This window comes from Buttiauxella sp. S19-1 (genome assembly GCF_022134725.1).
GTDB lineage: Bacteria > Pseudomonadota > Gammaproteobacteria > Enterobacterales > Enterobacteriaceae > Buttiauxella > Buttiauxella ferragutiae.
The window spans coordinates 1-23,342 of sequence record NZ_JAHWLU010000048.1 but is presented as its reverse complement, the minus strand read 5'-3'; the positions used below and the strand labels follow the sequence as shown (position 1 = coordinate 23,342).

The 23,342-nt window shown below is 49.3% G+C and carries 18 protein-coding genes, 1 tRNA gene and 1 pseudogene; 9 read left to right on the top strand and 11 right to left on the bottom strand.

All coding sequences use genetic code 11. The annotated features are described in order from the left end of the window. Window positions 1-2: 2 nt before the first annotated feature. From MES37_RS12525 to MES37_RS12515, 3 genes are all read left to right on the top strand, one after another. Window positions 3-275, top strand: a complete 273-nt coding sequence (locus MES37_RS12525) for an oxidative damage protection protein (protein WP_034493327.1) — start codon at window positions 3-5, stop codon at window positions 273-275. 59 nt (window positions 276-334) lie between these two features. Further along, window positions 335-1,411, top strand: coding sequence for a membrane-bound lytic murein transglycosylase MltC (gene mltC, locus MES37_RS12520; protein WP_064539972.1), 1,077 nt, complete (start codon window positions 335-337; stop codon window positions 1,409-1,411). 255 nt (window positions 1,412-1,666) lie between these two features. Beyond that, entirely contained in the window at window positions 1,667-2,920 is a 1,254-nt protein-coding gene (locus MES37_RS12515) for a nucleoside permease (protein WP_064539974.1), read from the top strand. Between the two features lie 136 nt (window positions 2,921-3,056). Here the strand turns inward: MES37_RS12515 and MES37_RS12510 are convergent, their stop codons facing one another. Continuing rightward, window positions 3,057-5,195, bottom strand: coding sequence for an ornithine decarboxylase (locus MES37_RS12510; RefSeq protein WP_237931558.1), 2,139 nt, complete (start codon window positions 5,193-5,195; stop codon window positions 3,057-3,059). 435 nt (window positions 5,196-5,630) lie between these two features. Between MES37_RS12510 and MES37_RS12505 the strand changes: the two genes are divergently transcribed. The 4 genes from MES37_RS12505 to MES37_RS12490 all read left to right on the top strand — a co-directional run bounded on the left by MES37_RS12505 (window position 5,631) and on the right by MES37_RS12490 (window position 8,986). Further along, a tRNA-Phe gene (locus MES37_RS12505) sits at window positions 5,631-5,706 on the top strand. A 254-nt stretch (window positions 5,707-5,960) separates the two neighbouring features. Then, window positions 5,961-6,752, top strand: a complete 792-nt coding sequence (locus MES37_RS12500) for an SDR family NAD(P)-dependent oxidoreductase (protein ID WP_064539978.1) — start codon at window positions 5,961-5,963, stop codon at window positions 6,750-6,752. 357 nt (window positions 6,753-7,109) lie between these two features. Further along, on the top strand, window positions 7,110-7,880 hold the full coding sequence (locus MES37_RS12495) for an ABC transporter substrate-binding protein (protein WP_121814308.1): 771 nt from the start codon (window positions 7,110-7,112) through the stop codon (window positions 7,878-7,880). 11 nt (window positions 7,881-7,891) lie between these two features. Next, window positions 7,892-8,986, top strand: coding sequence for a DUF2817 domain-containing protein (locus tag MES37_RS12490; RefSeq protein WP_237931556.1), 1,095 nt, complete (start codon window positions 7,892-7,894; stop codon window positions 8,984-8,986). On the opposite strand, the gene MES37_RS12485 is transcribed toward MES37_RS12490, so the two are convergent. After that, window positions 8,983-9,756 (bottom strand): HalD/BesD family halogenase, encoded by a 774-nt coding sequence (locus tag MES37_RS12485; protein ID WP_064540245.1) that lies wholly within the window; start codon window positions 9,754-9,756, stop codon window positions 8,983-8,985. The two genes, MES37_RS12490 and MES37_RS12485, sit on opposite strands and share 4 nt — an antisense overlap. Window positions 9,757-9,856: 100 nt before the next feature. Here MES37_RS12485 and MES37_RS12480 point away from each other — a divergent pair, with 100 nt between their 5' ends. Both MES37_RS12480 and MES37_RS12475 read left to right on the top strand, forming a co-directional pair. Next, complete coding sequence (locus MES37_RS12480) at window positions 9,857-10,765, top strand: LysR substrate-binding domain-containing protein (RefSeq protein ID WP_237931554.1); 909 nt, start codon at window positions 9,857-9,859, stop codon at window positions 10,763-10,765. A 260-nt stretch (window positions 10,766-11,025) separates the two neighbouring features. Further along, a complete protein-coding gene (locus MES37_RS12475) occupies window positions 11,026-11,787 on the top strand; it encodes a hypothetical protein (RefSeq protein WP_237931562.1) in 762 nt (253 codons plus the stop codon). A 157-nt stretch (window positions 11,788-11,944) separates the two neighbouring features. Here MES37_RS12475 and MES37_RS12470 read toward each other — a convergent pair whose 3' ends face one another. The 9 genes and pseudogenes from MES37_RS12470 to MES37_RS12430 all read right to left on the bottom strand — a co-directional run. Continuing rightward, window positions 11,945-13,273: a VasL domain-containing protein gene (locus MES37_RS12470; RefSeq protein ID WP_237931553.1), complete on the bottom strand. Its 1,329-nt coding sequence runs from the start codon at window positions 13,271-13,273 to the stop codon at window positions 11,945-11,947. Window positions 13,274-13,385: 112 nt separating this feature from the next. Further along, a complete protein-coding gene (locus MES37_RS12465; RefSeq protein WP_237931551.1) occupies window positions 13,386-13,856 on the bottom strand; it encodes a hypothetical protein in 471 nt (156 codons plus the stop codon). A 66-nt stretch (window positions 13,857-13,922) separates the two neighbouring features. Continuing rightward, complete coding sequence (locus MES37_RS12460) at window positions 13,923-14,381, bottom strand: hypothetical protein (protein ID WP_237931549.1); 459 nt, start codon at window positions 14,379-14,381, stop codon at window positions 13,923-13,925. 4 nt (window positions 14,382-14,385) lie between these two features. Beyond that, window positions 14,386-15,246, bottom strand: coding sequence for a hypothetical protein (locus MES37_RS12455; protein ID WP_237931547.1), 861 nt, complete (start codon window positions 15,244-15,246; stop codon window positions 14,386-14,388). A 19-nt stretch (window positions 15,247-15,265) separates the two neighbouring features. Then, window positions 15,266-15,745, bottom strand: a complete 480-nt coding sequence (locus tag MES37_RS12450; protein ID WP_064539989.1) for an Hcp family type VI secretion system effector — start codon at window positions 15,743-15,745, stop codon at window positions 15,266-15,268. A gap of 74 nt (window positions 15,746-15,819) precedes the next feature. Next, a complete protein-coding gene (tssM, locus tag MES37_RS12445; protein WP_332879852.1) occupies window positions 15,820-19,344 on the bottom strand; it encodes a type VI secretion system membrane subunit TssM in 3,525 nt (1,174 codons plus the stop codon). 18 nt (window positions 19,345-19,362) lie between these two features. Next, window positions 19,363-20,757, bottom strand: a complete 1,395-nt coding sequence (gene tssA / locus MES37_RS12440) for a type VI secretion system protein TssA (protein ID WP_232886598.1) — start codon at window positions 20,755-20,757, stop codon at window positions 19,363-19,365. Window positions 20,758-20,761: 4 nt separating this feature from the next. Then, window positions 20,762-21,367, bottom strand: a pseudogene (gene vasI, locus MES37_RS12435) (type VI secretion system-associated protein VasI); the annotation flags it as partial. Between the two features lie 83 nt (window positions 21,368-21,450). Then, window positions 21,451-23,342 (bottom strand): AAA family ATPase (locus MES37_RS12430; protein ID WP_237931545.1); only part of this gene is annotated, 1,892 nt, incomplete at its 5' end.

The window sequence follows — 23,342 nt, the reverse complement described above, 5'->3', positions numbered from 1 at the left end:
TGATGAGCAGAACTATTTTTTGTACTTACCTACAACGTGACGCGGAAGGCCAGGATTTCCAGTTGTATCCAGGTGAACTCGGCAAACGTATCTATAACGAGATCTCTAAAGAAGCATGGGCTTTGTGGCAGACCAAACAAACCATGCTTATCAATGAACGCAAAATGAGCATGATGAATCCAGAACACCGCAAAGAGCTGGAAGCTGAAATGGTCAACTTCCTGTTCGAAGGCAAAGAAGTCCACATCGAAGGCTACACGCCGCCAGAAAAATAAAAATACAGGGGCCATCGCCCCTCATGCAAACTCCAACAAGCACACGCATACACGGAACGATGAAAAAATTTCTCGCGCTAGCTCTGGTTGTCCCCTTGCTCATCTCATGTTCGAGCAAAAAAGAAGACTCCTATAACGAGGCTTTTGTTAAAGACACCAATGGTTTCGATATTTTGATGGGGCAATTCGCTCATAACATTGAAAATATCTGGGGCATCAAGGAAGTGTTGATTGCGGGTCCTAAAGACTACGTGAAATATACCGACCAATACCTGACCCGTAGCCACATCAACTTTGACGAAGGTACGATTACCATCGAAACCATTGCCGGCACTGAACCTGCTGCGCACTTACGTCAGGCGATCATCAACACGTTACTGATGGGCGACGATCCGGGTTCAATCGACCTTTATTCCGATGCCAACGATGTGGTTATCTCCAAAGAACCGTTCCTGTATGGCCAGGTAGTTGATAACACCGGCCAGCCGATTCGCTGGGAAGGCCGCGCCTCTAAGTTTGCTGATTACCTGCTGCAAACACGCATGAAAAGCCGCAGTACCGGGCTGAAAATTGTTTATAGCGTGACCATCAACCTGGTACCAAACCACCTTGATAAACGTGCGCATAAATACATTGGCATGGTACGCAAAGCGTCGAAGAAATATGGCGTCGATGAATCCCTGATCCTGGCAATCATGCAAACCGAATCGAGCTTTAACCCGTATGCCGTGAGCCACGCTGATGCACTGGGCCTGATGCAGGTTGTGCAGCACAGCGCCGGGGTTGATGTCTTCAAATCGCAAGGGAAATGGGGCAAACCAAGCCGCAGCTTCTTGTTTGACCCGGAAAGCAATATCGATACCGGCACGGCTTATTTGGCGATTCTGCAAGACAGCTATTTGAGCGGAATTGATAACCCAACCTCGCGCCGTTATGCCGTCATCACCGCATATAACGGCGGTGCGGGCAGCGTGCTGCGCGTGTTCAACAACGATAAGAACCGCGCGTTCAATATTATCAACAGTATGGCTCCAGGTGATATCTATCAAACCCTGACAACACGCCACCCGTCTGCGGAATCTCGTAATTATCTGAAAAAAGTGAACACCGCACAGAAGAGCTATCGTCGGCGTTAATCCTCTGTTTGTTGTCTCTCCTGTCATTCATTTTGATGCCAGGAGAGACAACATTGCCCGCGCTTTACCTACCTCATTCAGCAAAAAATGTAGCCCCGGTCACTATTTTCGAATGTAACTTGAAGATGTTTTCATTTATTTGCTGAATGTACCAAAAATTACTCCGCAGCCCTGCTAATGTTACGATTACAACATATCGAAACAGATATGTGAGAAATGCAACATTCGATAGTTAAATCCTGTGAGGAAATTTCCATGAACCTTAAGCTGCAGCTTAAAGTACTTTCGTTTCTGCAGTTCTGCTTGTGGGGTAGCTGGCTGACTACACTCGGCTCATACATGTTCGTCACCCTCAAGTTTGATGGCGCGGCCATCGGCGCGGTATACAGTTCATTAGGGATTGCTGCGGTATTTATGCCAACGCTACTGGGTATTATTGCGGACAAATGGATTAGTGCGCGCTGGCTCTACGCTGCCTGTCATCTGGTTGGCGCCGTCACACTGTATTTCGCAGCCCAGGTCACCTCACCGAGTGCGATGTTCGTGGTGATTCTGCTGAACTCACTGGCCTATATGCCAACGCTTGGCCTGGTGAACACCATCTCTTACTATCGCCTGCAATCAGCGGGAATGAATATTGTCACTGACTTCCCGCCAATTCGTATCTGGGGAACCATTGGCTTTATCTTCGCCATGTGGGGCGTGAGCTTCTCAGGCTTCGAATTGAGCCACATGCAGCTTTATATCGGTGCCACACTGTCAGTGGTTTTAGCCTTGTTCACCCTGACACTGCCACATATTCCGGTCGCCAACGCGCAAAAAAACCAAAGCTGGACTTCCATGTTAGGGCTGGATGCCTTCGCTTTATTCAAAAACAAGCGCATGGCGATTTTCTTTATCTTCTCTATGCTGTTAGGTGCCGAGTTACAAATTACCAATATGTTTGGCAACACCTTCCTGCACAGCTTCGATCAAAACCCGCTGTTCGCCAGCAGCTTTATTGTTGAACACGCGTCAGTGCTGATGTCTATTTCGCAGATTTCTGAAACCGTATTTATCCTGACGATTCCGTTCTTCCTGCTGCGTTACGGCATCAAGAACGTGATGCTTATCAGTATTGTGGCGTGGATGCTGCGCTTTGGTCTGTTTGCCTTTGGCGACCCAACGCCGATGGGCACCATGCTGCTGGTAATGTCGATGATCGTCTACGGTTGCGCCTTTGACTTCTTCAACATTTCCGGTTCGGTATTCGTTGAGCAAGAAGTGAAACCAGAAATTCGTGCCAGCGCACAGGGCATGTTCCTGATGATGACCAACGGCTTTGGTTGCATTTTGGGCGGGATTGTCAGCGGGAAAGTGGTGGAAAACTACACGACGGCTGGCATTACTGACTGGCAAAGCGTATGGCTAATTTTCGCCGGATATTCACTGGTACTGGCCTTCGCCTTCGTCGCACTGTTCAAATATAAACACGTCAGAACGCCTGCGGCTATCCAGCCAGTTGCCTGATTGATAACGCCTAAAACTACTGGCAAATCTTTTTTCGTAGGTCGGATAAGCGCAGCGTCATCCGACACCACTAATGTAAATTGGTGGATGACGCTAGCGCTTATCCCCCCTACAAAAGCTGAAAAGGGGAGCGTTTTTAGGCTTTTATCATGTAGCCGTACAAACGCTTGATCCCATCCGCATCTGTTTCGCTATACACACCCTGCAATTCTGGCGAGAAGCCCGGCAACATATTCACACCTTCCTCCAGCGCGAGGAAATAACGCAGCGCGGCACTGCCCCAGACTTCGCCCGGCACGACACACAACACGCCCGGCGGATACGGCAACGCACCTTCCGCCGCAATGCGCCCTTCTGATTCGCTTAAACGCACCAGTTCCACATTACCGCGAATAAACTCGCTGTTGGCATCCTGTGGATTCATAGCAACTGCAGGCAAGCTGGCTTTGCGGAACATCGCTTTTTGCAGATCCTTCACCGCAAAGCTGACGTAAAGATCGTGCATTTCCTGGCACAACTGGCGCAGCGTATAACCTCTGTAGCGTTGGGAATATTTCTGATAGATCGTCGGTAAAACATCCACCAGCGGCGTATCGTCTTCGATATGCTGCTCAAACCGCGCCAGCATCGCCACCAGATGCGCCAGCTTCTCAGTGCTTTCAGCAGGCGTCAGCAAGAACAGAATCGAATTAAGATCCGATTTCTCAGGGACAATCCCGTTTTCACGCAGATAGTTTGCGAGGATCGCCGCAGGTACACCAAATTCAGTGTATTGCCCGGTTTGTGGATCGATACCCGGCGTCGTCAGCAACAACTTGCAAGGATCAACGAAGTATTCATCCTGCGCATAACCTTCAAAACCATGCCACTTCTCACCCGGCTCAAAACTGAAGAAACGGCGCTCCTGCGCGATTGCCGTAGTGGGATGATCCTGCCACGGTTTGCCCGCCACCACCGGTGGGATAAACGGTTTGATCATCTTACAATGGGCGATGATCGCTTTGCGCGCTTCAATACCCTGCACCACGCACTCGGCCCACAGACGGCGTCCGCTCTCCCCTTCGTGAATTTTCGCGTTCACATCAAGAGCGGCAAACAGCGGATAAAACGGGCTGGTTGAAGCATGCAACATAAACGCGTTATTCAGCCGCTTATGCGGGCAGAATCGTGCTTGCCCACGCAAATGGTTATCTTTTTTGTGGATCTGCGAAGTCTGCGAGAAACCGGCCTGCTGCTTATGCACCGATTGCGTCACAAAGATCCCCGGATCGTTTTCGTTAAGATCCAACAGCAGCGGCGAGCAGTCCGCCATCATCGGGATGAATTGCTCATATCCGACCCATGCTGAATCAAACAAAATGTAATCACAAAGGTGGCCGATGTTATCCACCACCTGGCGCGCGTTATAGACGGTGCCATCGTAAGTCCCGAGTTGGATCACCGCCAGGCGGAACGGACGCTTTTCTTGTGCACGAGCTGGCGCAACTTCGGCGATCAACTCACGCAGATACTTTTCATCAAAACAGTGCGCATCGATACCGCCGATAAACCCAAATGGATTACGAGCAGCCTCGAGATAAACCGGAGTCGCTCCGGCCTGAATCAACGCACCATGATGGTTTGATTTATGGTTGTTGCGGTCAAACAGAACCAGATCGCCACGGGTCAGCAGCGCATTAGTGACGACTTTATTGGCCGCCGAGGTGCCGTTTAGCACGAAGTAAGTTTTATCCGCGTTAAACACTTTGGCGGCAAACTTCTGCGCATGCTTGGCCGATCCTTCATGGATCAGCAAATCACCGAGTTTAACGTCAGCGTTGCACATATCGGCGCGGAATAGATTCTCGCCGAAGAAATCATAGAACTGGCGGCCGGCCGGGTGCTTTTTGAAAAATTCACCGTGTTGGTGGCCAGGGCAGGCAAAAGTGCTGTTTTCCATCGCGACATATTTCGTCAACGTATCGAAAAACGGCGGCAACAGATTGGCTTCGTAGTCACTGGCCGCTTTTTCCAGCTCCAGATAATCCTGCGCTTCGCCGGTTATCAGCCCCGATATCCCTTCTTGCTCGTCAGGCCTTGCATCAGCGGCTAAAAAAACGGGAATCGAAAAACCTGTACGTTTGAGTAGCGCCAGAATACCGCTGCGGCTATCAGCGACAGAAAGGACAACGGCGGCGATATCGGTGAAGTCAGTGCTATCGAGCGTGACTACTTCGCGATGCGTTTCAAGTGTGGCAACCACATCGTGGCTGGCGGCAATTTTCAAAGATTTCATATGCACAAATCCCAGAGGTCAAGGATGAGTGAGTGCCAGATGGCACGGCAAAGGGAGCATTCCCCGGCGAATGTGTCTTGATGGTCTGAAGGATGATTCCCACTCCGACCGCCAGACATCAGTAAAACCAGGCATCACCTGATTTTACTGTTGTCCTGCAGTGAGCGTGCGATGCCCTCACCGCATGGTGAGCAAGGGTCTTCGGGATACAACAGAAAGGTGAACGAGCGCCATCGAGAGATGCCGGTGAACATTGACTCTAAACATCAATAAGCGCCCCGTTGCGATGTGTGAAATTTCGCGCAATCATGGCACCTTCTGCACGAGGGTTCAAGACGACGCTGCTAGCCGGAGCACAATATTCGCGCAAACGCACGGCTTATTAACACAAAACCATTGACGACAAACGGCCTTTACGGTTTAATGCGCCCCGTTGCCCGGATAGCTCAGTCGGTAGAGCAGGGGATTGAAAATCCCCGTGTCCTTGGTTCGATTCCGAGTCCGGGCACCACTATTTAAAGAAACCAGCCTAAGGGCTGGTTTTTTGCTTTTGGAGAAACGCTCACTCCATCGAACCCTATTCGATGACTCATCGCCTCCCCCCCACATTCCAGCGCCTGCTACACTTTCAGCAATCCTGATGTGCAGGCATTCTGAAGGGCGAATTCACTTCCTTTCTCCCCATATTCCCCACTGACCTGCCCATTGCGAGACTGCAAAACTGACCCCCATGTTTTTGTCATCCAATCTCGACAGGAGCAGAAAATGCAAATCGATCTCACAGGCAAGAGAGCGCTGGTTACAGGTTCAACGGAAGGCATCGGCTACGCAATTGCTCGCCAACTTTCAAGGGCTGGAGCGGATGTCGTGCTCAATGGCCGCTCAGAGGAAAAGACCACAAAGGCCGCCAAACGGCTAGAAGCCGAAGGCGCAAGAGGTAGCGTTAAACCTGCCACGGCCGACCTGTCAACTGCCGAGGGGTGTGCGGCCCTTGTCGCCCAAATTCCTCAGGTAGACATCCTGATTAACAACGCAGGCATCTTCCAGCCAATTGACTTTTTCGACGCTGACGACGAAGTTTGGGATCGCCACTGGCAGGTCAATGTCATGTCCGCCGTCAGGCTTTCCCGCGCCTATCTTCCAGGCATGCAGAAACTGAACTGGGGCCGCGTGATATTCCTGGCCTCAGAATCTGGTTTTAATATTCCGGTCGAAATGATTCACTACGGCGTCAGCAAGACCGCCGACATCGCTGTCGCCCGCGGTCTCGCTAAGCGCATGGCTGGTACAAATGTCACCGTTAACTCCGTACTCCCTGGTCCTACTCTTTCCGAAGGTGTAGAAGCGATGCTTGCCGATGAGCAAGCGAAAACGGGGTTGCCGCTGGAGGAAATTGCCGCCGCCTTCGTCAAGCAGCATCGTGGCAGTTCGATCATTCAACGTGCCAGCAGCGTCGAGGAAGTCGCAAACTTAGTAACCTATCTTGTGTCGCCGTTTGCTTCCGCGACCACAGGAGCGTCCGTTCGCGTTGACGGTGGGGTCATCGATACTCTCTGACAGCAAACTATTTCACTGACATAACCGGGTTGAACGGCATTTTTATAGATCTCTAACCTGGTTATTAAGCACTATCAATAAACTGGAATCATCACCATTCTACAGTTCGGTTACTTGACCAATAATTTATCAATAAATCGCCTGCTTAATTTGCAATATAAATAAACGCATTTATTCCCACTAATAGTATTAAATAATATTTAATGCTGTCGAAAGTTTTACTTACCACAACGACACAACCGAAATTATAAGAAAAAACTAGAGCTGAAGTAAGATATTTACTGGCGGAAATAGTAACGTCATGGTAATTAATTTATGTGTGACTAATAATTTCACCTGCGCCCCTCGGAGATAAAAATGAAAAAGCATATTCTCGCCTCACTGATTCTCGCGTTTTCAGGATTAAGTCATACTGCTTTTGCACAGCAGACCCTACGTATTGGTGTCGACCCAACGTTTGCGCCGTTTGAATCTAAAGCTACTGACGGCTCGCTTCAGGGGTTTGATATTGATCTGGGCAATGCCATCTGCGCCCAGGCTAAAGTGACCTGCCAGTGGGTAGAAATTGGCTTTGACGCGACCATTCCTGCGCTTAATGCGCGGAAGTTTGATGCGATTCTGTCTGCTATGGCAATGACCGAGAAGCGCCGTGAGCAGGTCGCATTTAGCGACATGCTTTATAACACTCCAAATGCGCTGATCGCACTGAACAGCAGCACACTGAGCCATGATACGGCTTCACTGCAGGGCAAAAAAATCGGCGTAGCACAGGGGACTATTCAGGAAACCTACGCCAAGAAAAAATGGGAACCACAAGGCGTGGAGGTCATCTCCTACGCCAATCAGATGGAGATTTATCCTGATCTGGTTTCCGGGCGTCTTGATGGCAGCCTGACCAATATTATCTCTGCCGAGCAAGGTTTTCTTGATAAACCGGAGGGTAAAAACTTTGCGATTAAGGCCACTATTACAGACAAAGAAGTATTTGGTGATGGTGTTGGCATCGCATTAAGAAAAGACGATAAAACAAATCTGCAATTAATAAACCTGGCATTGGCCGAAATACATAAAAATGGCACTTACGATCGTCTGGCAAAGAAATATTTTAATTACTCAGTTTATCCATAAGGAAATAAACAATGATGACAGCGGATATTCCATTAGCGGATTATGCCACTCAAAGGTCGCGTTTTATTTCTATGGCAGAGACGAAAGGTGGGTTGATTCATTCTTATCCACATCCACTCAGCGGCCCGAAAGGTGAATTGCTTTATACCGATGTAGCGCTTTTTGGCAGTGAGACAGCATCTCGCATGATGCTTGTGATTTCTGGCACTCACGGGGTTGAAGGCTATTATGGCTCAGAGAGCCAGATTGCCTGGCTTGCGGAATTTGAGATGAATCAGTTACCTGCTGATACAGCACTGCTGTTTATCCATCTGCTTAACCCCTGGGGAACCGCCCACCTGCGGCGAGTCAACGAAGACAATATTGATCTTAACCGCGGCTTCATCGATTTTTCACAGACCATCCCGAGTAATCAAGACTATCTGCGTTGGCACGATATTTACTCTGGTGAGCGGGAATTTGCCGACAGGCAACTGGCTTCAGCGCTGTCCAGGGAGGGATGGCCTGCGCTAAAACGCGTAGTCGAGGCCGGGCAGTATCAGTATCCGACAGGCTTGTTCTATGGTGGCAACCAACCCAGTTGGTCCATGCAAACCATGCAAGCCATCATTGAGCGTCATCTCAGTCGCGCACGGACCATCATCAGTTTTGATCTGCATACGGGTGCTGGAGCCTGGGCCCATCCAATGCTGCTTTCTATTGCTGAGCAGCCATTCCCGGCACACGCATGGGGCAAACGGATCTACAAAGAATCACTGACGCTTTTGTTTACCGGTGCGGGTCGAGATAGCGATACCGGCGTCACAGCGACAGCAACGGGTTATTTGTCGCAGTTCCTGCTCAACGCTCTGCCTGATACCCAGATTCTGCCGCTGGTCGTGGAATGTGGCACCTACCCCGCAGAAGAGATGCACCGGCGACTACGGAACGATCACTGGTTACATCTCAAAGGTAATCCTGCCACTGCCGAGGGCCAGGAAATTAAACGTGATTTGGTGGAAGCGTTCTGGCCCGCCGATGAGGACTGGCGGGCACTGGTGGCGTTGCGTACTCAGCAATACTTTGCCCGTGGTTGGCGGGCGCTGCTTAACGAGACTGAAGATTAAAGACGCCCATAAAAGGTCATACGGGCGTTTTCTGATAGTGCGATATCCGGTTTAGTGTTGTAAGCCAGTACGACCAACATTCGCGTCACCTCACCTTCGGTGGGCGTGACGCGATGAAGCGAATTACGGCCCCGAAACAAAACCAGATCGCCCGGGTCAATTGCCAATTGATCGACAGTGCGGCGTTCATCAAGGACTTCTGCCACTCCGTCGTAATTCATCTCACCCGCATCTGCATCGCGCAAATCCTTCACATACTGAAAAATACCGCCCGCTAGCGGTTTTTGTAATAACAGAGTGATGGCAAACGATGAGTTATCAAAATGCCAGCCCAATTCCTTACCGTGCGGAGCATAGTGAATATTAATCGATGAGAGGGAGTCGGCATAAGGATAGAGAGCTTCTTCGCCCAGTACATCGCAAAGAAAAAACTGAAACTCAGCACTATTATAAAGTGTGCGTAGCGGCGAATTAGAGGCAATTAAATCATCAGTGATGCAACCTTTGGTACTGATTACGTCGCGATTGCGGGGATGTTCCGCACTGAATTCCGGATCGGTTTTCATCAGGTATGCATTATGGTTGCTGACCGTGTGATACGCCTGATGGCGCTGTGCTTCGGCCTCACCGATAATGGTATTCAGTGCTGCTGGTTGCAAAAACTGGCGTAGTACCAGCGCACCGCTGGCGTTTAACTGCTCCCGGCAAGAGCGACGCCAGGCGATATCGTTAATCGGGTGCGCGTCGAGACTAATAATGGATTCAGGCATATATGCAATTCTCATCGTTAGCAGGTGTGATTTTACTGTAATCCCCCTGCACGCTGAGTAGATAACGATAAATACTTAATACCTTGAAAAGGAAAAATTAATGCCTGCACCGCAACTGCGATTACCCAAAATCAGCGTGATTAACTCGTTCAAAGCGGCGGCTGAATTGGGCAGCCTTGCAAAAGCGGCAGCTCAGTTAGCGCTCACTCCTGCCGCTGTTAGCCAGCAAATTCGTCAGTTGGAGGAACAGCTAGGCAGTGCACTTTTTGTCCGCACGCCAAACGGAGTGATGTTGACCGAAACAGGGAAAGAGTATTTACGTTATGTCACTGAAGCTTTTGATATTTTGCTGCTTGGCCAGCAAAACATTCGCTATGCCGCTGCGGCTCCCCGATTAACGCTCTATTCTTTGCCTTCACTGGCAACCAAATGGCTACTTCCCGAGTTACATAACTGGCGTGCCCATTGCCCGGATGTTGACCTGGCGTTGCATGGCACTCATACCCAGGTGGACTTCAACACCATGCATGCCGATTTTGTTATCTGTTTTGGTGAGGAGCGCTATAGCCAACTGGAAAAACAATTTTTATTTCACGATGAGGTGCTGCCAGTCGCCAGCCCGGAACTGGTTGCGCGTTTCCAGGGCCGGGATCTGCTAAACGAAGCACCACTGATTCATCTCGACTGGGGAAATGAAGGGCGTTTTCTACCTGACTGGAGAAGCTGGTTTCAGGCTAAAGAGAGGGAAGAACCTCAACCGCAGCCCTCTTTCATCTTCAATCTCACTTCACTCGCATTAGATGCCGCTGTCGCGGGTACGGGGGTTGTACTTGGGCAACGGCATTTAATTGCCAAAGAACTAGCATTAGGCACCCTTGTTGTCGTAGATGAGCTCAGCCTGCCGCTGAGTAAACCCTATTTTCTCGCCTGGCCACAACGAACACTGAGCCAACCTGGAAGTAGCCAGTTAATTACCTGGCTAGGAGGGATTGCCGGAACGGATGATTAATAAAAGTGCCGTGCCAGACCAAACATTGTGATATTTCTACTTACCTATTTAATATTACAGAAATATCACCACCACGACTAAAGACTTAATTCACCATCATGAAAATCATTCAGGTAATCATTTCAGCACAACCCATATATTTCATGAATGCATAATAAAATAAATCCTATTTTGCTGACTACTAGTACAGGTATATAATCACTTCAGATTTCCAGATGAACAATCACAATAATTTTGGCGAAAACAAGGAAGAAAGTAGCATGGATTCCAGGTCAACAGTCTTTTTGTGCGCGGCTGCATTTTTTCTTGCTGGCTGTTCACCACATTCCCCTATTGATGCAAAAAAAACCGGAGCATTTCGTCCAGAAAGTAGTGCCAGTAAAAATGCCCTCGCACAGCAACTGACTGACAAAGACATTTTTGGGAATGAAACGACACTGGCTGTATCTGAAGAAGATATTCAGGCAGCACTGGATGGCGAGAAGTTAAGTGTACCGCTGAATTCTGCCGTTATCCTGGTTCAGTCAGGTAACAAGGCGCCTGAAATGTCCATGCAACAGGAAATGGAAAAATACTATCGGGTATCGACATTCACCGGAATTCCAGACAGACAAAAAGTAGCTGTATGTAATAAAAATGAGAGTGGGGATATTATTGCCAGTGAAAATATGAATTATATGCAGGCGTTACGTTATATTGCAGCGAAGGGGCATCAAAGAGTCATTATCGTTTACCAGGATACATTGCAGTCAGGCAGATATGATTCTGTGACAAAAAACATGGCATGGTCCGATTATAAAAATGAAAAACTCACGGATTCAGCCTCACTGCGTTACCTGGTACGTTTTTCTCTGGTGAATGTAGCAACGGGTGAATGGGCTACCTGGTCACCTGTCAATTATGAATACAGTGTGCTCCCTGTTCAGTCAGGAAACATAAATACAACAGAGCAACAGATTATTCAGCTTAAGCAGAAAACGTTTGTAGCTGTGGTTAAAGATCTAGTGAACCGATATCAGTAATATCACCACATCTGCCGCCTGTAATTTATGGCGGCAGGCATTGATAAATATATTACTTTCGTACTTCATGTGAAATACGGTGATATATCAAAAACTATCACTTTCTGTTTAATGTCAGTTAAAAAATCTGCCATGTTAATCCCCCTGATAGTCAGTACTATTTATCAACTTTAGTGTCGGTTACCGTCCCCAGAACAGTGGTGTCTTTCAGCAACAACCAGCGGCTTAATACGCCATCCAGCCGCTCATTAATTTGTTTTTCCAGAGCATCAGTATTCAGCTTCTGCTCGTGTGCATCCTGGTATTGCGTCAGCAGGTATTCCAGAGGTGTTTCCTGGTTCAGCGTCCGTTCTGCCTGATAGACCATGGTTTTGATAGAAGAAAGTGTAAAACCTTCTTTCGCTTTTTCACGTTGTACTAACAATTCAGCGAATGCGCGTAAATCCGTGCGCGTCTGCTGCCAGCCCTTAAGTTCGGGGCTGTTTGCTGAGCGGCCTTTTAGCATGTCATTCCACTGCGCCGTCGCTTGCTGTTGTTGCAAACTTTCAGGCCACTGGCTGTCTGCCGTGCGAACCATCCGTTGACCCGTTTCCAGTGGTTTCAACGGTGAAACAGTAAGGAGTTGCTGTAACCGCTGCTGATAATTCGCCTGATCCGGTGATACTAACCACACAGTTGCTGCCCCCTGCGCCGTATCGCGCACTGCACCGATTTGTTGCTGCATAGGGTAAACCTGCCACCACCAGAATGCGGCAACCACAACGGCGCTACAGAACACACCACCTGCAAATCCCTTAACGAGATTTCCCTTATGGGCTATAGGCTGGCTGGCTGCCACACCATGAACAGCCACTCTCATCTCCGGCAATTCAGGAAGGGGCGGCAGCAAATCATGTGAGGTTTCTGCACCCTCTGGTGCGTACACCAGCGTCCGGACAGTCGGTTGTACTGGCACGCTGGTTATTAGCTGTGGTTCAAGCCGTTTTCGCGTGTTCTGCACAAAGTACAAAAGATTTTCCACACGCGGATGACGCTTCAACTCCACCTGCTGGAGTTTGTCGCAGATAAGTTGTAATGCCCGCTCAGTGCGATAGAGCAGCGGTAGGTCAGCGTCAGAAAATGACAGTTGTTGGCGCAAGATATTGCCAGTACGAGTGTTAAACCAGTCGAGCATTTCGGTGCGCGCGGGGCCACTCTGCGGCCAGAATTTTTCCCATTCATGGCTTATCATCGCTGCCAGCAATTCAGTCCCTTCACAGAACCCGGGCAACCCTTGGGTACGGGTGCGGGCCAGCGTATAGTAAGCCGCGGTATGCAAATCCACTCCATTGGCTTTGAAAATCGCCAGCGCCAGCGATTCCACCAGTTTCCAGTTCAGTTCCGGTTGCGATGGGTTATTGGCTTTATTAATTTCCTCGCGGATGGCACTAAATTCCGGCAATTCGCGCGGGTCGCTACCAGTAACGATGGTCTGCGTCTCTTTCATTTTACTTATTCCTTGGATGTAATTGAGAACAAAATAACCACGTACAGAATAATCTTGTGCTCATTATATATTCCGCATGACTCTTACAAATTCAATGTCGACAGATTAAATATTATTTAATAGAATCTACTTTGCTTTCCTGCTCAGGTGAATATGCTCTTTGTTTGCATATCTCTTTACTCTTAGCATAATAACTACCTGAGGATACGATACTTGTGGAATCACATTTATAGTAATCGGTGCCAAGAGGGTATACAGAAATAATCATGGAAATAATAATACCAACAACAAATGAGGAAATACTATAAACCGTTACTGGAATCATTAATTTCTGCATTACCGAAGCCATTCTTTTTTTCCATGGAAAAATCAAAAGGCAAATAATAAATAAATCAAAAAAAATCATAACCGGAGTGAAAAGGAATAATGGTATTTGTTTCCAGTCATAATAAATATAATCATCTCCATTAATCAACCCAATCACTGTCTCACTGCCAATAGTGTAAAAAAACAACACACCACTCGTCAGGAGTATAATAAGAAAAACAGCCCCAGCTATACCTTTCAGCCTTACAATATCCATAATATAAACATCTCTTAATCATTAATGGGAATTGATAATCACCTGTGCTTTAAATATCTTCTGGATTTACCTCTGAGTTTCGTCTTCACTGTCTATTGAATATTCTCTCGCCTTGCACATTTCTTTACTCTTAGCGTAATGACTACCTGACACAATACTTGTGGCTTTACATTGATAGTAATTAGTACCCAGTGGGTAAATGGATATTATTAAAGAAAGCATAAAACCAAGAACCAATGCAGCAGCGGCATAAATTGTTGCTGGGATTATTAGCTTTAGCAAAGCAGGAGTCGTTTTCAAACTATATGGAAGAAGTACACTCAAACAGAGCACATCGCCATAAATTATTACAGGCAGTGCAAAAAAGGATGGAATACTTCCCCACGTATAAAAAATATAATCCTCACTATTAATCAAACCCATTATAGTTTTGCTGCAAGCATTATAAAGAAAGATTATCATACTTGTCAGAAAGACAACCATAATAAACGCTACAACTTTTTTCTTGGATGTCTCAATATCCATAATGTCAATACTGCCCATTCAACATTGTATACAAATAAGGATTGGCATTTTTGACATTCCATTCAGTCACTTTCTGATGTTCTTCCATCCCTTTATCGATACTCGAGATTAGTTTCTTGGATAAATGAAATTCTTCATCCAAATACATCAATCCGGTCGTAACAGCAACCCCTAATAAAATAATAAGCACTATGCCAGCAGAAATTGGGAGAGTGACACTAAACATAATTCCTGCTCCTGCTACTACCATTTTTGTCACAAATATAGTCACCACTACTTTAGCCACATCCATGGTGATATTTCCAATAAATGCGGCAACAGCCTCCCCGCTGTGATCGGAAAAAATAAACTCCACAACACGTTGAGCAGCAGCAAAATAAATGCAGAACCGTGCACCACTCATGATTCCGGCATTAATTCCTGCTTTTCCTATACCCAGTTCAAGGATCTGTGGGTGATTAACCGCATAACGGGTTCCATTCAAAATTCGGCGCAGAGAGGCATAACCGGTAATTTTAATATAGGTGACACCTTTCTGAATATAAGTTTCCGCCTTAACACCCAACCCTTTAAATCTAAAAACCAGCTTCTCAGCCTCTCTGTAGCTCATCAGTTTAGTAATATTTTTTGCACCAGATATTGTATCTTTTATATTGCCTGCAAAGGTGGTGCCGTAACTATAAAGATCCTTCACAGCATCAAGTGCTTCATCCGTAGTTAACAGCATTATATGCTGCGTGTTTTTTGATAATTGTGCTTCTAAATCGCGGCGACTTTGTCTCCATGCCTCCAGAATGGTATCGTCACCCCCCCTTATGAAAGCATCCTGAGCATTATTCTCTAACCACTGGGAATAACTTGTCATTTAAACACACCTCCCTAATTCAGAAAATACGATCGCTCCATAAACTATATGCACTGGTTCCCGCAGTACAGTGCTCCCAATTAATTGACTCATATGTCAGCTCAATAGTTTCTTGCGGCTGGCCATCACTATCATCAATAGTATGGGGAACCTGAAGGTGAATTCCCGCTATTCTGGCATTAATTAATTTCAGCTTATAATAACATTCATTCATGCCCATACGATTGGTACGATAGAAACTGAAATCACAAGTTAAACATTCATTTTCTGTGATGGCTTTCCCCAACAAAGGGGATGATTTATCTATCGGCTTAACCATCGTTAGCGCCTGGTGATTAACATTCTGCTGCCGAGTTAAGCTGTGAGACAATTCCATCACCATTATTTGATCATAATGAATAACCTGCGCTTTATTACCGATAGAATTCAGAGAAGAACATCCAGCTGAAATTAAGCCCTGTAATTCCCCGTTAAGAGACATATATATGAGATTTGCCATAATTATTCCGCACGATAAGTTTAAATATTATGTGATGCCTTCATCAGATAAATAACCTGAGAAGGCATCGATCCTTAGTACAGCGTATCCGTCAGTTTGAACTGGCTGAATAGCCCGCCAACAAATGGGTTATCTTCTGTATCGGTATGTACCCGATATACCATTGCACCGCCATCCACATTAAAACGCACACTGAAACTACCATCCTGAATGTTGGTTAATTGGCCTGCACCAAATAACCGGAATTGTGCCCACGGCCCACTGAAGCTAATACTTCGTGGTGCATTCCCTCCAGTACCGATCATCGTCAGCTTGCTCTCGTTACCTTCGCGCATATTGTTCGGCCACACCAAATGCGCGGTATAGTTACGACCCTGGCTATAATCGACAAGCTGGCCATCCAGGTTCAATACGCTGCGCCGTTTGTTACCCGAAAGCTGCACCGGCTCCACCGCAAACTGAGTCCCTAAACCGTTTTGCCGACTGAAAAAGATGTCGCGGATTTTTTGCGCGGTATCTAGTTGCTGGCGGATATCTTCGCGAATAATCACGTTGTTATCGCCATCCACCAGACTCAGATCGTTTTCCATAAACAGCTTCAGGTTCTGCTGATAAAAGCTGTCCAGAATACCGTCTGGTTTAAAGAAGCGTTCAAACGCGTCCAGCGATGCATCCTGCGATGAACGCGGGTTAAACGGATAGTTATTCGCAAGCTGTTCATTGAACGGTTTTACTACGTTTTCGCGCCAGTCCACTTCCATATAGTGAACAGCTTCCACCATCACCACATGCCAGGCCTGATCAGCTAGCTTGCCTACCCAACGGTTGAGCGGTGCGGGCAATGTTTTCGCCATCTGCCGAGTGGCGAAAATAGGGTCGCTGCTGTTTTGATCCAGCCGTAACTGCACGGCTTTCAGCGCTGATTTACCCGGCACCGGTGCGTTCTGAATAGCCTGTAGATAACGATGCAGCTCTGTCAGTTGTTGGTAAACTGCCTGTAGAGTGCTTTCTTTGTCTTTCTGTACCGTCAGTGTGCTGTTTTCGGTAGCAAACTCATGCCCCAGACGCGTCAGCAACAGGTAATCCGGCTCTGCCAACGCTTCTTCGCGGGCCTTGTCATCCAGTTTTTCGGAAAACACCGCCGGTTGCGTGTTATCCCGCAATGCGGTCAGCGCCCGCTGAAGAGGTTGGTCGCCGCTGATGATTTGCTCCAGCGACCCTGCCAGTTCCGTGATCGACTCATAGTTATGCACGTTCAGGTTGTCCATCCCTGCACGCCAGGTCGCTGTGTAATCGCTGAAATACTGCTCGGTGAGTTGACGTTGGATTTCAGCCCGGTCAGCCTCGCTGTATTTCACACTGCGAGTCAGGTTCAGTACCCAAGAGTCCATCGCCGTCAACTCCACCAGCGCGTCACGCTGTTGCACAAAGTAACTTTGCAGGCCGTAACGGGTAAGAAACTGCGGGACAATTAGTTTGCTGTCATCCGAAGAGGTAAACACCAGATCAAAGGTCGGGCCGACCTGGTCACGCAAATTCAGATCAGCAGGCAACACACCCAACGCCCTTGTTTTCAGGCTCTGGTAGACGCGCTGGTAAACCGGCAGTTTGCTGAGTTCTTTCTGTGCGGCAGCGACTGAATTTTCATACGGTGTCCAGCGATTGATGGCGTCGACATCGCCTGCCACACGCTCTGCCTGCCAGTCTGTATGCTTCAGGCTGTAATCGAGGTGCGCCATCAGTTGCGCTTGCACATCGCGCTGGCCATGAAACTTATCGCTCCAGCGTTTCGCCATATACTGCTTCACCGCAGTCACGTTGCGCCCGCTTTTGTCTTCCAGCATCCTGATCACACGTAGTACAGCAAGTTTCTCTTCACTGCCATCCGGAGCTGCTGCCAGATCCTTCATCAGGCCATTAAACAGAGCTGGGAGATAACGCTGATCCAGCAGTTGCAGATAAGTCTGTTCCACATAGGGACCAATACGCCGCCCTTGATATAACCCCAGTTCAGCCAGGCGGCTACGCTCGCCCCAGTCACCATACGCCAGCGTGGCATCACGTACCGGGTTAAGCAGAGGCAATTGCAGATTGCCGTAGTCATCTGTTCCCTGTGGTGGCGGTACGGCCATAAACGCCCTCGCCTGTTCCAGTACCCTAATCCCTGCGCGCCAGTTGGTGTTGTAGTAATGCTGCCAGCCGCTGATGAGCAGGATGGCCAGAACTGCACCGCATGCCGAAAAAGCCATCATCTGGCGACGGGCATTACCCAGCCAGACGCTATTTTCCCCAGACAAATTAGGCTCTGCCAGCAACGCTTGTGGAAACAGATTGCGGGTGAAATACGGTACGGTGTCTACCAGTGGCCAGGCCACCAGCGGGCTGCTACCCAGCCGATATTGACGGGCAGCGGACTGCATAAAGATGTCATCTACCTGACCACGTTGCAGCGAAGAGGTGAGGTACACCCCGCGCAACATGACATCCATGTTTTCGCCGTCCAGCAAGGCGTCAATCAGCGCAGTCAGGGATTCGCGGCTGCCCTGTATTTGGCGGGCAAAGCTGAACAGGGAACTGCGATTGTGGTTCTGCGCCAGCATCAGATCCGGCAAGCTATGGTTGAGCTGTTCTACCCATTTTTGCCAGAATGTATTCAATTCCGTACGCCAGTCTTCATTCTTATGGGCATGGCGGGTAAAGGTGACGCCGAGAATAGTGTCACGATCTTTTTTGTCCAGCGACTGAAACAGGGCGGCAAAACCATGGAGTAAATCCAGTCGGGTTAGCACCACATAGACCGGTAACTGGCAGTGAAGATGTTGACGTACATCCTGCAGACGGCTGCGCAGCATCTGCAACAGATTCTCACGGCGGCGTTTGTCAGCAGTAAGCAGATCAGTAAAGTCCAGTGTCAGGATCAGGCCATTCAGCGGCTGACGGGCGCGTTTTTCGACTAACCAGCCCAGAATGTGTTCCCAGCGCCGACGGTGTAAGACATCTCCATCTGGCTGGTCGCAGAGCGCACCATCAATATCAAAAATCACCGCCTGCTTCCCGACATGCGGTGTTATGCGTAGATGTTGTTCTGCTCCCCGAACGGCTTCAGGAGTATAAATAATGTCAGATGGAAAACCTTCGCGCAGCAGCGCTGTTTTACCACTCCCTGTTGGGCCTATGACCATATACCATGGCAATTGCCACAGGTAACGACGGCTGTCGAGATGACGTTGCAGACGCAACAACCAGCGATCAAGATAACGCTGCTGTGCATTCAGTTCCGCGCTGAGCGGATCCTGCGTCTCCTCACGCTGCTGACGCTGCTGTTTTTCAAGTTGCTGCAGTCGCTTCATGACCCTGATAGTCAGCCACGCCAGCGCGATCAATCCCCAGGCAGCAGTGGCCAGCCAGCGGTTTGCCAAAGGTTGTAGCCAATACTCGTCATACAGCTTCCACGCGGGGCCTTTCCACCAGATCCATACCAGCAGAAAGATCCACGCCAGCATCAACAACCAGGCAGCGGAAACCTTTAACCGCGGCATCGCCGGCCTGAGCATGGTCTTAAGCCCGCTAAACAGTCGGGGGGTTGGTAATCTGAACACAAAAACTCCTGTAATTTCTTATTGTTCTGCCGTGAATTTGTTTTTCAGTGCTTCCAGCAATGACGGCTCCCAGTCGGCCAGCATCATCCGCCCCCCTGCCTGGAACATCATCCGGTACTGCTGTTGAGCAAGCTGTTCCATCCCTGCTTCTTCCATCAGTTGTGCACCAAGATACTGCCGGTGAAACTGGTCACGGGGCTCCCCTGCGGGAAGTTGCTCCAGATACCGCAGCGCCGCTTCCAATCCGTGATCGCTAAAACACTGACGGATGGCCTGCGTAGCTTCATCTGTCTGCACGGCATGAGTTGGCTGGCTACCCTGCCCTGCAAGCAGCCACTGTTTCGTTGGTTCAGCCATAAACGGTGTGAGATCGCTAAACTTTAAGTTAGCCAACTGAGGTAACCGGGTGAGAAAGCAGGTAACTTCATCGCGGATAGACTCCGCCACGCGGGAATAGCCAAGATGCTGCGCGATTTGTGCGGAAAGGTAATGGCCGTCAATCCAGTACGGGGCAAGCAATAGACTTTTTTCTGTCTGTTGCCATAACGCCATATCCGCAGTGTTCAGACGGGACTGGTACTCTGCTGCCATATCGGCAGAGACTGCCGCCAGTTGTGTGCGTCCATCGCTTTCAGCATGAGGAGTGCTGGTGATAGATTGCCATAATGCATGGCGGCGCAAACGGTAGCCCTGCGGCGAGTCCGGTTGGCGTTCACATAAGATGGCTGCAACTTTCAGTAACGTGTCGCGCCAGGTTTTATCGTCATGGCTATCGATATTTACCATTGCCGCAGGCGTTGTTGATACCGGCACAGCAGCGGTCTGCACCGGGGTAGCGGTGGACTGTGTAGATGCAGGAGAAGAGACTGGCGAGCAGTCCCGAAATGCCCGCTGGTAAAGAGCAAAGAGATCATCTGCGGACTGTGCCAGTTCCGGCGCGTTATGTTCCTGCCAGCGCAGTGCAAGTTTCGCCAATTCCCCCAGTAGCAGGTCGCGCTGTGTGGCATCAGCCTGCCGGGCAAAACCATCAACGCCAGGCTCAAAACGCTTTATCACCTGCCCGGCAAAGCGTTTTTTATGCGCCATATTTTGTGGCGCAGCGACCAACCAGTAGTGTTCCACGTAACGGTCCAACAGGCGCAATGCCAGCAACGGGTTGCCAGCGTGTTGCAAGGTACGCAAAAGATGCGCCAACAGACGGAAGTCTTTGCTCTCTGAGGCCAGGAGTACAAGCCCACGACGCTGTATTTCTGGAATATTCAGTTGACCATGCGCCAGCGAACCGAGCTTGACGATGTCGCCGTCAATATACTCCCAGTCAGGATTGTCATCTTTTAGTGCTGCGGCTGATTTATCTTCTGGCAGATTTTCCAGTAGGTGTGCAAACCACACATCGGGATTATGTAAGTCCATCTATTTATTCCCTCGCCCAGTGACAGGCTTCCTGTAACGGCTTAATCACCTGCGCTAGTCCGTCGATATTAAAGGTCAATTTCCCGGCGGCGCTGTCCGTGCCAGTGTTAATAGTCAGTGTTTTTGCACCCAGGATCTGTCTGATTTCATCAATACCGGATAGCCCCCGGCTGGCCTCCAGCAGCGTACCGTTCTCACGTACAAACCAGTGGCTACTGAAAGTTCTGTTATCTGCATTCAGTTGGACGGTGAGATCGTGTCTGTTCAGCGGTTGCATTAGCGCTACCTGCATCCGGGTGATGTTGTCCACGCAACTGAACATCAGCACCGGGCGAGGCGGCAAGTTGCCAATCGCAGGGGTAGTGATAGTTACCGTCGGGCGCTCGCCAGAAGCCTGTGTGATCAGCAATTCAGTAGTATTGCCGGTACGCTGTTTTTCCTGCTCAATAGCTCGCGTCCACGCCTCCCCAACGTAACTTGCTTTTGCCAGCGCACCGCTGAACCCCTGTGATTGCATCGGAGCGAGTATTTGGTCATAGCAATCGAGACGCTCTAGTGCCGCAGACTCCCGACGGCAGGATTGCATTGCCTGCAACGAGGACAATGCATCCTGCGCCTGCGGTGCAACGTCGGGAAACTCCCCGGCATACACCGGAGAGAACGTCAGAGACGCCATCAGCGACCAGCAGGGAGCTATCCGCATAAAACGTCTTCTTCCTCAGCAATCGTTGCTTCATTCAATTCATCTTCTACTTCTGCCGTAAACACGCCGTTCACTGCGCTCAGGCAAATCCGCGCAATCGCCGTACTGGCGGCCATTTTCTGCAACAGCAGTAGAGAAAGTGGCGGCAGCATCTCGCCGTCAATCACCGACTCAAGCATACGAGCCCCGTTTTCCGCGCGGGTGACTCTCTGCATGATTTCATCCGTCACTTCCGGTTCAATCACCACTTCTGCACTAAAGCGGGTGTGCAAAATGTTCTCAAGGCGGGCTAGCTTCCCGGCGATAATCACGGATAAGGTCTCGCGTGAAAGCGGTAAATAGGGTACGACTTCCATACGCGCCAGTAGCGCAGGTTTGAAAAATTCCGCTAGCAGCGGATACAACGCTTCCTGCATGACTTCAGGATTTTCGGCATGTTCAACAATCACCTGGTAACCAAGGTTGGACGTCAGGAAAAATACAATGTTTTTGCAGTCAATAAGACGACCTTCACCGTCGGCCATCTCACCTTTATCAAATGCCTGGTAGAAGAGGTTGAGCACATCCGGATGAGCTTTTTCCACTTCATCCAACAGGACTACTGAGTAAGGTTTCTGGCGAATGGCTTCGGTCAACACCCCACCTTCGCCGTAGCCAACGTAACCAGGAGGTGAACCAATCAGGCGCGAGACGGTGTGTTTTTCCTGGAACTCCGACATATTAATGGTGGTGAGATACTGGCGACCGCCGTAGAGCAGTTCTGCCAGTTGCAGCACGGTTTCGGTTTTACCCACACCGCTAGGGCCAGCCAGCAGGAAGGCGCCGAGCGGACGCCCTGGCCGGCGCAAATCGGCCCGCGCAGTCAGCAGATGTTTGTGTAGATGTTTGATTGCCAGCTCTTGACCTTTGATGGTATCGCCGAGCCACCGTGGTAACTCAGTAATGACCGACATTTCGTTTTGCGACAGACGGTTAAGTGGGACGCCAGTCCATTCGGCAATCACAGCGGCAATTTGTTTTTTATCAACGTGCGGCGAGACCAGTAACTGAGTGTGATGCAGGGCATCCAGTTCGGCGGTCAGTTCCGCCAGACGTGTTACAGGACAAATCCCGGCTTCGTTTTCAGGCTGTTCCATTACAGGTTCATCTGCTGCTTCGGCGGCATCATCGCTGACAACCACCGCTTCCAGCAGCCCTTGTCGCAGCGTGATAATCTCCTGCACCAATGCCTGCTGCTGGTGCCATGCGGCTTCCAGTGTCAATAATTCACTATGCGCTGTTTCATATTGTGCTTGAACCTCGTCCCGTCGCGACGAATCAGAACGCAGGCCAATTCGGATTTCACGTTCCAGCTGACGGATTTCCGCTTCACATTGGTGGATCAGAGTGGTCAAGGCTGAGATTTGTTTTGGCGGTGACGAGAGGTTAATCGCTACGCGCGCACAAGCGGTATCCAGCACATCAATAGCTTTGTCTGGCAACTGACGGCCAGAAATATAGCGCTCGCTAAGTGACGCCGCCGCCTGTAGAGCCTCATCGTCAATCAGCACACCATGCGACTGTTCATATACCGCCGATAGGCCACGCAGGATAATAGTGGACTCGGCAGCATCCGGTTCGCTGACCTTCACTAGCTGGAAACGACGTGACAACGCAGCATCTTTCTCGAAGTATTTTTTGTATTCGCTCCAGGTCGTAGCAGCGATTGTTTTCAGCTCACCACGAGCCAGGGCGGGTTTGAGCAGGTTGGAGATATCCAGCCCCCCCTGCTGATTGCCGGCACCAATTAGCGTGTGCGCCTCATCAATAAACAAGATGATTGGTTTCGGTGACTGAATCACTTCCGCCATCAGTCCTTTAAAACGTTTTTCAAACTCACCCT